At 30.6% G+C, this 11869-nt stretch carries 10 protein-coding genes; 5 read left to right on the plus strand and 5 right to left on the minus strand.

From position 1 onward, the window contains the following. Positions 1–31: 31 nt before the first annotated feature. From V9L05_RS19230 to V9L05_RS19250, 5 genes are all read right to left on the minus strand, one after another. Complete coding sequence (locus V9L05_RS19230) at positions 32–601, minus strand: hypothetical protein (RefSeq protein WP_338813523.1); 570 nt, start codon at positions 599–601, stop codon at positions 32–34. Positions 602–847: 246 nt separating this feature from the next. After that, the gene (icd, locus tag V9L05_RS19235; RefSeq protein ID WP_338791818.1) at positions 848–2128 is read right to left on the minus strand and encodes an NADP-dependent isocitrate dehydrogenase; all 1281 of its coding nucleotides are present in this window, start codon (positions 2126–2128) and stop codon (positions 848–850) included. Positions 2129–2431: 303 nt separating this feature from the next. Beyond that, entirely contained in the window at positions 2432–3181 is a 750-nt protein-coding gene (locus tag V9L05_RS19240; protein WP_338791817.1) for a CpsB/CapC family capsule biosynthesis tyrosine phosphatase, read from the minus strand. 11 nt (positions 3182–3192) lie between these two features. Continuing rightward, positions 3193–5679, minus strand: a complete 2487-nt coding sequence (locus V9L05_RS19245; RefSeq protein ID WP_338813524.1) for a polysaccharide biosynthesis tyrosine autokinase — start codon at positions 5677–5679, stop codon at positions 3193–3195. A 52-nt stretch (positions 5680–5731) separates the two neighbouring features. After that, positions 5732–6637: a polysaccharide biosynthesis/export family protein gene (locus V9L05_RS19250; RefSeq protein WP_338813525.1), complete on the minus strand. Its 906-nt coding sequence runs from the start codon at positions 6635–6637 to the stop codon at positions 5732–5734. A 625-nt stretch (positions 6638–7262) separates the two neighbouring features. Between V9L05_RS19250 and V9L05_RS19255 the strand changes: the two genes are divergently transcribed. The 5 genes from V9L05_RS19255 (at position 7263) to V9L05_RS19275 (ending at position 11565) form a co-directional block, all read left to right on the plus strand. Further along, positions 7263–7949: a hypothetical protein gene (locus tag V9L05_RS19255; protein WP_338791814.1), complete on the plus strand. Its 687-nt coding sequence runs from the start codon at positions 7263–7265 to the stop codon at positions 7947–7949. 19 nt (positions 7950–7968) lie between these two features. Beyond that, the gene (locus V9L05_RS19260; RefSeq protein WP_338813527.1) at positions 7969–8463 is read left to right on the plus strand and encodes a nitrous oxide reductase accessory protein NosL; all 495 of its coding nucleotides are present in this window, start codon (positions 7969–7971) and stop codon (positions 8461–8463) included. A 208-nt stretch (positions 8464–8671) separates the two neighbouring features. Further along, positions 8672–10051, plus strand: coding sequence for a hydroxymethylglutaryl-CoA synthase (locus tag V9L05_RS19265; RefSeq protein ID WP_338813529.1), 1380 nt, complete (start codon positions 8672–8674; stop codon positions 10049–10051). Positions 10052–10076: 25 nt separating this feature from the next. Continuing rightward, entirely contained in the window at positions 10077–10985 is a 909-nt protein-coding gene (locus V9L05_RS19270; protein ID WP_338813530.1) for a hypothetical protein, read from the plus strand. Positions 10986–11067: 82 nt separating this feature from the next. After that, on the plus strand, positions 11068–11565 hold the full coding sequence (locus V9L05_RS19275) for an NfeD family protein (protein ID WP_338813531.1): 498 nt from the start codon (positions 11068–11070) through the stop codon (positions 11563–11565). Positions 11566–11869 lie beyond the last annotated feature (304 nt).

Below are 11869 nucleotides of genomic sequence, written 5' to 3' on the forward strand. Positions count from 1 at the left end.
TTTAAAGGGATGCGTTTGCATCCCCTATACTTTACATTTTTTTAAGGTTGAGTTTAAATTCTCCTTTTGCTTCCTTTCCATCTGCTGTATTTCCTGAAAATTCTCCTGCTGCTGTTCCTGCTGCTTCATCTAGTGCTGTAATAGTTACTGTTCCTTTAGTGAGTGAACCACCCATAGTTCCAGAAGTAGTTGTCAAATTAATAGCAACATTTGCCGAACGTTTGTCATCACTACCAATTGGAAAATCTCCAGAAGTTCCACCTTTCAAATCAATACTGATATTGTTTTCAGTATTTCCAGCCATAATATAAGTTACACCGTTGTCTTTATCCATTGAAAGTCCATTATCAGCAAAATTTGTTTTTACTGTTGATTTTTCTTCTCCTAAAGAAACATTAAAAAAACCACCTTCTTTATTGGCATCATCAGGCGAAAACTCAACAGTTGTTTCTGTATTTGTATTTTCTGCTGATGTAGAAGTTGTATTTTCTACTGTTGTAGAATCTCCATTTGTTTCGCCACTGTCTTTAGTTGAAGAATTACAAGAAAAAAGGCAAATAAGCAATGTAAAAGCAAGAGTCTTTAAAAATGAAAAACGCATAATTTTAATAAAGTTAGAATTTAGAAGTCAGAATTTAGAAGTAAAACCAATATAGAACTGAAATTTATCAGTCGTAATTAAGAAGCACAACTAATTTATAATAATATATAAAAATAGCGATACATTTTCCGTTTACTAAAATATTAGATTAGTTGGTAAAATGTATCGCTATAAAGTTACAGAAATTGTATCAAAATTCTCAAATTAGATGTTGAGCAAATTCCTGAATTATAAAAATGATTCTGTTTATACTGTTACAGGTTTCATGTTTTTGATGATTTCTTGTCCAAAACCAGAACAAGAAACAAGAGTTGCTCCTTCCATTTGTCTTTCAAAATCATAAGTAACACGTTTAGAGTTGATAGCTCCCTCTAATCCTTGTGTAATAAGGTCAGCAGCTTCTTGCCATCCCATATATTCAAACATCATTACACCTGAAAGAATTACAGAAGATGGATTTACTTTATCCAAACCTGCATATTTAGGAGCTGTTCCATGAGTTGCTTCAAATATTGCAGCACCTTCTACATAATTGATATTTGCTCCTGGTGCAATACCAATACCCCCAACGATAGCAGCCAAAGCATCAGAAATATAATCACCATTAAGGTTAAGTGTTGCAACTACTGAATACTCAGATGGACGAAGCAAAATTTGTTGTAAAAATGCATCAGCAATAGAGTCTTTAACTAAGATTTTTCCACTGTCTAAAGCTGCTTTTTGTTCTGCATTTGCTGCCTCTGTTCCTTTTTCTTCTTTTGTACGGTCGTATTGTGCCCATGTATAAGTTTCGTTACCAAATTCTTTTTCAGCTAATTCGTAACCCCAAGTTTTGAATGCACCTTCGGTAAATTTCATGATATTTCCTTTGTGAACAAGTGTTACAGAAGGAAGTTTTTGAGCGATTGCATATTTAATAGCTGCACGAACAAGACGGTCTGTGCCTTCTTTAGAAACTGGTTTGATGCCAATAGAAGAAGATTCAGGAAAACGAATATTACTAGTTTTCATTTCCTCTATCAAGAATTTTTTTACTTTATCAGCCTCAGCTGTTCCAGCCATATACTCAATACCTGCATAAATATCTTCTGTATTTTCACGGAAGATAACCATGTTTGTAAGTTCTGGTTGTTTTACTGGAGAAGGAACGCCATCAAAATAACGAACAGGGCGCAAACAAGCATATAAATCTAATTCTTGACGAAGGGCAACATTAAGCGAACGAATACCACCACCTACAGGAGTAGTCAAAGGACCTTTGATTCCTACTAAATATTTTCTAAATGCCTCCAATGTTTCAGCAGGCAACCAATTACCTGTTGCATTAAATGCTTTTTCTCCTGCTAATACTTCTTTCCAGTTTATTTTTCTTTTGCCATCATAGGCTTTCTCAACAGCAGCATCAAAAACAGCTTGTGATGCTTTCCAAATATCTGCACCAATTCCATCACCTTCGATAAAAGGAAGAGTAGGATTTTCAGGTACATTTAATTTGCCGTTTTCGATGGTTATGATATTTTCGCTCATAAAAAATGTTCTATTTTAAATAATTGTGTGAAATAATTTTTGATAGTAATCTTTTTTTACAAAAAGATACAGCTTGTTACAAATATACACAAAGGAATTACGAATTACGAATTATGAATTACAAAATTTAATTTTTTATAAGTCATAATACAATAAATTAAGAGTAAAATCAGTTTGCAGATATTAGTTTTAAGTAATTGGACAGAATTACATATAACAAAACCCAAGATTTTAAAAGAGGAGCAGAAACTATTCTAAAAAAGATGCTTAATAAATAAGCTGTAAATAATTTAGCTCAATTACTTATATTTCTAATAGCTTATTATTTAATAATTGTTGGGAGAGAGCTTTTTTATAATGATTTGTTTCTCTGCTTTTTAATAAAGACTGAAAGTGACGTTTTCCGTGCATATCTGTACCTAAAAAACTAACTAAATCTTCATCAATCAAATATTCAGCTATTTTCTTGGAAGGACGAGAATAGTAACCTGAAAGGGAATTAATATTTACTTGAAATAAAACTCCCTTTTCATGTAATTCGTGTAATTTTTCATTATAGTTTTCAAAAAGATAAACATAACGTTCAGGATGTGCAAGTACAGGTGTGTAACCTAAAGATTGCAACATAAAAATGACATTTTCTATATGAGGAGAGGCATTCATGTATGAAGTTTCGAAAAGGAGGTATTTTTCTTTCCCAAAACAGAGTAGTTTTTCTGCTTTGTTTATTCGTTCCATAAAAGATTCATCTAAATAATATTCTGCTGCTGCTCCTAATTCTATATTTAGTCCTAGTTGCTGAATAATATCAGTTAGTTGGTCTAATTTTCCTAAAATGATTTCAGGTGTATTTCTATAAAAATCCCCCATAATATGAGGTGTACAAATAAGTTTTTTATATCCTAAATCAATTAATTCTTTAATGAGTTCGATAGACTCCTCAAAAGATTTACAACCATCATCTATTCCTGGTAAAAGATGAGAGTGCATATCAACTGTAATTGGCAGTATATTGCCATACGATTTAGTTTTTTTTCTAAATAATGAAATCATTTTTTGCTGATTTATGTTTTTTTCAATTTTCTTTTAGCCTTACTCCACCAGTTTTTTAGTTTAGTAAAAGGAGTTGTTGTTTCATCATCATCATAGTAGCCATATCCATAATCGTATCCGTATCCATAACCATATCCGTAACCATATCCATATCCACCACCTGTACTTTTAGTTGCTGCATTGAGGATAATAGATAGTTTTTTGAAATTTTGTACTTGATGTAAACGGTTGATACCTCTTATATACCCACGTTGAGAATATTCGGCACGTACTACATAAATAGGCAAATCAGCCAATCGCATGGCTATAATTCCATCAGTTACTAAACCTACAGGAGGCATATCAAATACAATTACATCATAGCGTTGCTTTAATTGTTTTATTAATGTACCAAATTCATCACTCATGATGAGTTCTGAAGGGTTTGGAGGTTGTGCACCTGCTGTAATAAAGTCAAAGTTAGGAATTTCACTGTGATTTATAGCTTCATCAATAGAGGTTTTGCCTATTAAAAGTGTACTTATTCCTCTTGTATTTTCTACTCCAAAAGCTAAATGTACCTTTGGCTTTCTGAGGTCTAAATCTAAGAGTACAACTTTTGTTTGAGATAGAGCAATAATTCCACCTAAATTAACAGCAATGAAAGTTTTTCCTTCTCCAGAAGTTGTTGAGGTAACAGAAATAATAGAATCATTGGAAATATTACCCATGAAATCTAAATTAGTACGCAGCGAACGGAATGATTCACTGATGGCAGATTTAGGTCTTTTATGGATAACAAGTTGCGAATAATCCATTGTTTTATCATACTTTGGTACCATACCCAAAATAGGAACACTAGATAGTTTCTCAAGTTCGGGCAGAGAGTCTATTTTATTTTGTCTTATGTAAGTCAGTCCTAGCAATGAAAAAGATAAAAATAGCCAAACTCCTACTCCATAAATATAAAAAAGTTGTGGTTCTGGATAAATAGGTTTAATACTAGGAACGGCTGTGGAAAGTCGTTGATAGTTAGTAACTGTTCCAGACATTGTAATATTTGTTTCTATAAGTTTGCCTAACAAAATATTATAATTTTTCTGATAAGAATCTTGATAGCGTAGCATTTTTTTGAGGGCTAAATCTATTTCATTTGCAGAAGAGGGAATTGAGCTTTGTAATTTGTAAATATTTATATTCAGCTCGCTCAATTGTTCGTAAATAATACGTTGATTAAGTGTAATGAGTTTTTCTATCTCGTCTTTAAGAAAGTCTATTCTTTTTTCCTTTTGTTGATAAGCTCCTGTTTCTTTGGTCACTCTATCAAGCATAAATTTTTTCTGCTTTTCTTCATCATATACTTTTCCTAGCTTAGTCTCCAAAGAAGGGTTATTTAAAAGATTGGAGTAAGTAAGAGCAACTAAAAGAGTAGAGTCATTCTCCAAAAGAGTAGATATTTCCCTGTATATCTTCAACTCATTATCCATATTTATTCTTTTCTCTTGCAAATCTCTAATACTATTGAAAATATTTTGTACTAAGTTTTGATATTCATCAGGATTTTGATTTGTAATTCCATTTTCTCTTCTATAATCATTAATACTTTTTTCTATAGTTTCTAAACTATCTTGAACTACTCTGACTTGGTCTTCCAAGTAATTTATGGTTTGCTTGTAGACTTTGTTTTTATTCTCTAATGTTTTTTCAAAATAAATATCTACTACTGTATTTGTAATAATAGATGCTTTATAAGGATTATTGTCTGTAAATACAACTTGTATAGTATATGCCTTAGGATTTAATATATTAGATCTAAGGGAAGATTTTATATAGTTTATCTGATATTCTTCACTATTGATGGTAAAAAAATAATTATCTGAAGGAGACCTTAATTTATTAAAATTATTAGTTAAAGAAACAATAAGGGAAAAATATTGATTTTTTATGCGAGTATTAAATTTATATATTTTACTAAAACTATCTCCAGTAGGAGTTTGATAAGAAAGTACAAACTCTTCCTCATCAATAATTTGTATATCTAAAGGACGATTATAAAATTCATTATTATAAACCTCATATTCACTAACTTCAAAAGGATTATCTTGAAAACGTTCGAAATAATTGAACCACCATCTACCTTTTACAAAATAACTTACACTCAAATCAAGTCTTTGTGCAACTTCTTGATATACAGAACGAGAAAGGATAAGTTCAATTTCTCCTACTAGAAAGTTGGTTACACTTTCCTCACTTGAAAAAATACCTCTACCTAATACTTCAGAAGTTCCCTTTACTTCTAATTTTAAAGTAGAAGAAGAGCTATATACCCTTTTTGTATAGCGTAACAATATCCAAGAGCCTGTTATACAAATAATAAGTAAAAGTATAATATAAATAACTTTCTTTTTGAATACTCTAATCAGCTTAGAAACATCAAAATCAGCTAAAAAATTTTCTTCATTAGAAATTTCTGCTGCTTGAGAAGGATTTATAAATGGATTTTCTTCGAAGTCGCTCATTTAATATTTATATATAACTTTGTCTATGAAATTTTTATTCGAAAGTGTTTTTCTAATTGCCACTAAATCTATCTTGTAATAAAAGGACGGTAAGGATAAGTGTTACTGAGCTACCAATAGCAGATGCTACTTGTGCAAAATCTGCCAAAAACTCTGAACCTGCACGACGACGAGGTTCTACATACACAACATCATTAGGTTGAATAATAAGCTCAGCATTTTTCAATCCTTCCCATGTACTCAAATCAATATTTTTCATAACAGGATTTCCTGTATTGGCATTACGAATTAAACGAATTTTGTTTGCTCTAGTATTATTGTCAAAATTTCCAGCCAAAGTTAGTACTTCTAACAAAGTCATATTTTCATTAGTCAGTGTAAGGACTTTATTACCCATTGCACCCATAATCATAACTCGCTTATTGATATAACGAGTGATAATATAAGGCTCTTCATAAAACTTACTGAATTTTTTTGCTAGTAAACTATCAGCTTGATATAAGGTAAGTCCTGCCAATGTAGTTTGTCCAATCATTGGTAAAACTATTGCTCCTGTTTCTTGTATTAAATATCTACGCAAAAAACCTCCTCTTCCTCCACCTCCTCCTGTATTTACTGTACCAGAGTTGCCAGTAGGAATGCCAGATATATCTGTTTCAAACTGATTTGGATTGGCAACTACAACACCTCCTCCATCTTTTACTTCTTCACTAAAATCTCCAGAAGGATCAATCATAATTTCTCCATCATTGGTAAAAACCTGAATAGTAATATAATCAAAAGGAGCAAGTCTATAATTTTGTTCTGCTTCTGCTTTTACTTTATCGAAAGCACTATTATCAAAATCTTCTCCTGTACGAAAAAGAATATTGTTTTGATAGCCTGCACAAGAAAATAAAGAAGACAATAAGAGCAAAGAAAAAATGATTTTTGCTGAAAAAACAATAGTATTTCTCATTAAATAACAGTAATAACTATCAATAATCAAATTGATAGAATAAATAAATTTTCAGTTTTTTTATGGTCAAATTAATACAACTGAATAATAAGACATAGAAAAAAGACCAATTTTAAAGAGGCAAAATTAGACCAATTTTAATTAAGACACAAAAATACATTCTTTTTATGAACTTTTGAGAGTTAGATAGTAATAAATACAGATATTTATAATTTCTTGATTCAGTCAATAGATTAAGTTCATATAAATTTGATGTAATTCTGCTCTGAAAACTGTAAAATAAAGCTTTTTAGAAGACACTATTTTTATCTAAGCGAGTTAATAATCAAGTCTTAGAGAAATAATTACTATTAATCACAACCTAATAATATCAAAACATATATCTTGTCTACAACTAATTTCTAAATCTAAATATTCTACTTTGATTTATCTTTTATTAGGACAACTTACAAAAAGAGAGTATATTTGAAGCAACTAAATTCAGAATGCCCTGTCTCAAAATTGATAAAATTATTTTATTGTTTTATAGAAGAAGTATAAATTTATTCTGAATAAATATAAAAATATAAGTCTACTTCTTAATATTACCTATCCTTTAGAATTAATTACATAACAATAGTATTACGTGGAAAATCCGTTTTCATCAACTCCAGACCAAATACCGTCTTCCTATTATCTTCAACTAACAGCTGCTTTTGTTCGTGGAAAACTTAGCACTCCTTCAGCTACTCAAACTTATTTCAAAAAACCGTTAGAAGATTTGATTCATGAAGAAAACCATGAATTAGTGAAATTAGGAGAAGAAAAAAAGCTAGAATTAGATTTCTTAAAAAAAGAAGCTCCTGCACCTTATTTAGACAAACTTTTTGGAGTCTTACGTGGTGTTCAGCCTGACCAAGTGCTTAATTTAGAAAAAAAACAAACCGATTTTGTTTGGCAATTAGTTGATGAGTTTCATTATTTGCCTACAATTGCACTGTCTATGGACAAAAAGCAAGTTGATAGAATCAAGAATTTACACAAAGGAGGCTTTACTACACTTTCTACAAAAGAAAATCTACCTTTTCCAAAACTTCAAGGCTATCCTAGTAATCAGTTTGATGTGGTTACAAGTACAGATGGTTTTGAAACTGAAAAAGAATTAATGGAAGCCTTACCCGAACTAACTCGTGTTACTAAACGCTTTATTATTCTTACTTTTCCAGAAAAATTTAATCAAAAGCTCATCCGTGATTATTTAGAATCACAAAATATATTGCAATTTCGTGTCGAAAAACCCGAAGAGTATTGTATTCTTATTGGAAGAAAATAACCTAGTAAATCTAAAAAAAATGTTTAAATCTTTGAAACTAACTTTTTTTGTTTTTATTAGTGCAAGCATGTTCTTTTACTCTTGCACAACTACTACAAAGAAAGATGAGCAAAATATAGAATCAACAGAGCAAAAATATGAGTGGACAGACTGCCAAAATTGTGGGATGCCTACTAATGACTTTCCAAATTGGCAGGTAATGCTAAAAGCCAATTCTAAAAATTTAGCCTTTTGCGCACCTCGTTGTATGTTTATTCACTTAGCTGATTCTTCAAATAATGTGGCTACTTCTATTGAAAAAATGGAAGTTACAGACTATTATACCACTCAAAAGATAGATGGGACAACTGCTTTTTATGTAACAGGAAGTGATAAAACAAGTCCAATGGGGAAGGATTTTGTTCCTTTTTCTAAACAAGAAGATGCCCAAAGTTTTATGCAAGAACATAACGGCAAAAAAATCTATTCTTTTGAAGAGATTAACAAAGATGTGGTCGTTTTAGAATTGAAGTAAATTTAAAGATTAATGCACATCAATTTCGTCAAAATAAGAAACTTATAGCCATTGTCGGTGTCCCACCGACGACCAATCAAAATAAATATGCAAAAAGTAATACTAACATTTTCTAATGATATTTTTATAGATTTGTGAACAGACAAAATAAACTAATAAAAACACACAAAGAATTATTTATATTATTTACTTATGATCTTACTTTTTGATGAATCAAAATACAGTACAAGTTGGCATTGATGCCATGTCTTTTTATGTTCCTTCTATTTATTTAGATTTAAAAACGTTAGCTCCTTCAAGAAATCTTGATTATGATAAATTGAGTAAAGGGCTAGGCGTTTTGAAAATGGCTCTTCTAGATGTCAATGAAGATGCTGCAAGTATGGCAGCCAATGCCGTTTTGAAATTGATAACAGATTATAAGATAAATCCAAAAGATATTGGAAGACTTTATGTAGGTACAGAATCAGGACTTGATGGCGCAAAACCTATTGCTACTTATGTTTTGGGAATGCTTACCAAAAAATTACAAGAAGAGAATAATGTAGAAGAAGAATTCTTTGAAAATTGTGATGCCATAGATATGACTTTTGCTTGTATTGGTGGTGTTGATGCGCTTCAAAATACATTAGATTGGAGTAGAAATAATAAAAACCGTATTGGTATTGTCGTCTGTACAGATTATGCCAAGTATGAAAAACATTCAGGTGGAGAGTATACACAAGGAGCTGGCGCAGTTGCTATGTTGATTAAACAATCTCCTAGGTTACTTGCCATTCATGATGTTTGGGGAGTTTCTACAAAAAGTGAACACGATTTTTTTAAGCCTGATTTTAGCGAAACTCCTGTTTTTGATGGACAATTTTCGAATTCTTGTTATCAAAATCGTCTGCGTGATGCTTATTTTTCGTTCAAAAAACAGGCTGTTAAAGAAAATTTATACACTCAAAACGATATTCTTTCCGAACAATGGAATAGCTTGATTTTTCATTTACCGTATGCTTTTCATGGAAAGCGAATGTTTAGTCAGCTTTTTACTGAAGAAAGAATTTTAGCAGATAATGAGGAAACAAGAAAAGAGTTTTTAGAAAGATTGAATCTGAGTCAAGAAGATATAAATATAGATTTAAGTCAATTGGTCAAACTTGTTTCCAAAACAGATTTATATAGAGATTTTGTAAATCAAAAAATTGCTGATAGTCAATTAGCTTCTTCCGAAATTGGAAATATGTACACAGCTTCTATTTTTATGGCTTTGATGAGCTGTTTGGAAATGAAATTATCCAAAGGGAATGAAAAAGATAATTTAGAAAATCAAAAAATAGGTTTTTGTGCCTATGGAAGTGGTTCAAAGTCAAAGGTTTTTGAGGGTGTCTTACAATCAGGTGCAAAAGAAATTATAGAAAAATTCAATCTTTTTTCTACTCTAAAATTTCGTCAAGCCATTGATATAGAGATTTACGAAAAAATTCATGACAAAACCCAAACTTTTCCATTGACTTTACAGCAAAATAATTTTGTATTGTCTGAAATCAAAAAAGAACCTGTGACACTAACAAAAGCACGATTTTATTCGTATCTGAAATAATCTTAAAGGGTAAATAATTGAAATAATGCACATTCATAAAATAAATTCTACCTTATCCGAACATCAAAATTTCCTAGCCCAAAATAGAAAAGACCCAATTACAGGCGATTCTATTTTAGAAGGCGATGAAGTGGTTTTTTGTGTAGGTTGTAAATCTGTTTTTTTAAAAGATACGTGGGAGTATTTAGGAAAAAGACATTGTGAGCAGAATGAAACATTATCTAAATTTCCTGTCCAAAAAGCGATACGATTAGAGCTAGAGAATGATATTTTGTTTTATACTTCACTTCCAAAATATACTTCACATCCAAAACTGGATGAAATACAAGACAATATTCCTAGTGAAACCAATAAAATCCCTTGGATTCAGGCTTCTCAAAAAAACCACCCTACTGTTTATAATCCTTTTATACCTGTAGGTCTTTGTTTGTTTACTCTTTGTATATTCCTGTTTGCATCAGCAGCAATTATTAAAGCTTTAGCAATTTATATTCCTTTTATTGTTATACTAGGTATTTATCCACTATATGACTGGTACTATGGACAAAGAGTAAAATCTACTTATAAAGATTTTACAGATAATACATTTTACATTACTAAAAAAACAATCGGTTTTGCAAGTAGATATGGATTTGAAGAATTTATTTTACCAGCAGAAAATATAACAAATATCGTTTTTTACGAAAAAAACAATCTTTCTTCAAATAGTTATTGTATGGTTTATTATAAAAGTAATGGCATCAATACATCAATGAAATTTAATGTAGATAGTGAAATATTGCAAACTGGAACTATTCTTTTTCCTGCTCTTAATGCTTTATCTAAAAAGCAAAATATTTCAGTAGAGATAGAAATTAATCAAGAAAATACACTGCACCACGTTCAGAGAATGGTTGCTAATGGCAACTCTAATATTCGTGTTTCTACTGTTTAACTAAAAAAGAACCTGTAACACTAACAAAAGCACGATTTTATTCGTATTTGAAATAAAACTTCAATCTAACATCAATTTACTAGTGGAACTATTTTTAATTGGCTTTCTATTTTTTGTTGCAATGATTACCCTTACTATAGAAATTCTTTCGGGAACTATAAAATTTGGGGTAATCAGTCTTTTTATGACTCTTTTAGGGACTGCACTGACCTACTTCTTTTTTGGAATAGATGCTTCTGTTTGGACACTTTTTATTGCTTCTATCTTTAATATTGGTGCAATTGCCTATAGTGTTCGTTCCAAATCTTGGGAAAAGTTTAGTCAAAAACAAGCAATAGAAGGCAAACATGATGATAAAGATACAGAAAGAAAACTATTACTTTACCCTGAACAAATAGGAAAGACAATTTCTAGTTTGCGTCCAAATGGAAGAGTAAATATTGATGGAGAAATATTTGAAGTGCGTTCACTCAATGGTGGTTTTATTGAATCTGGAAAAGAAATAATGATTGCAAAAATAGAAAATTCGAAAATATATGTAGTTTCTGCAAAAGGAAATAATTTGCCTTTGATAGATTAATGTGAACTTGGTAGTAGCAATTGTCATATACGGATCTTTTGTTGGTGTTTTATCGTAGTGACCCCAACAAAAAAAATGTGTAAAAAGCCTATCCTTAACCAATTTCAAAAACCACTTCAACGATAAAATCATTTATAGAAATTATCTTTTTGATTTTTTTTAAACAGCAACTTAGAAAAAGAGGGATTATTTGCTTTCAAAAAATTATATTTGTGCTAAGTTAGAAAAAACCTGAAATTTATTTTAGTAATTCGAATTTTTAATCCTTTGTTTATTCAAACTCTGATTCAAAGACTAATTACAA

Source organism: Bernardetia sp. Wsw4-3y2 (genome assembly GCF_037126295.1).
Classification (GTDB): domain Bacteria; phylum Bacteroidota; class Bacteroidia; order Cytophagales; family Bernardetiaceae; genus Bernardetia.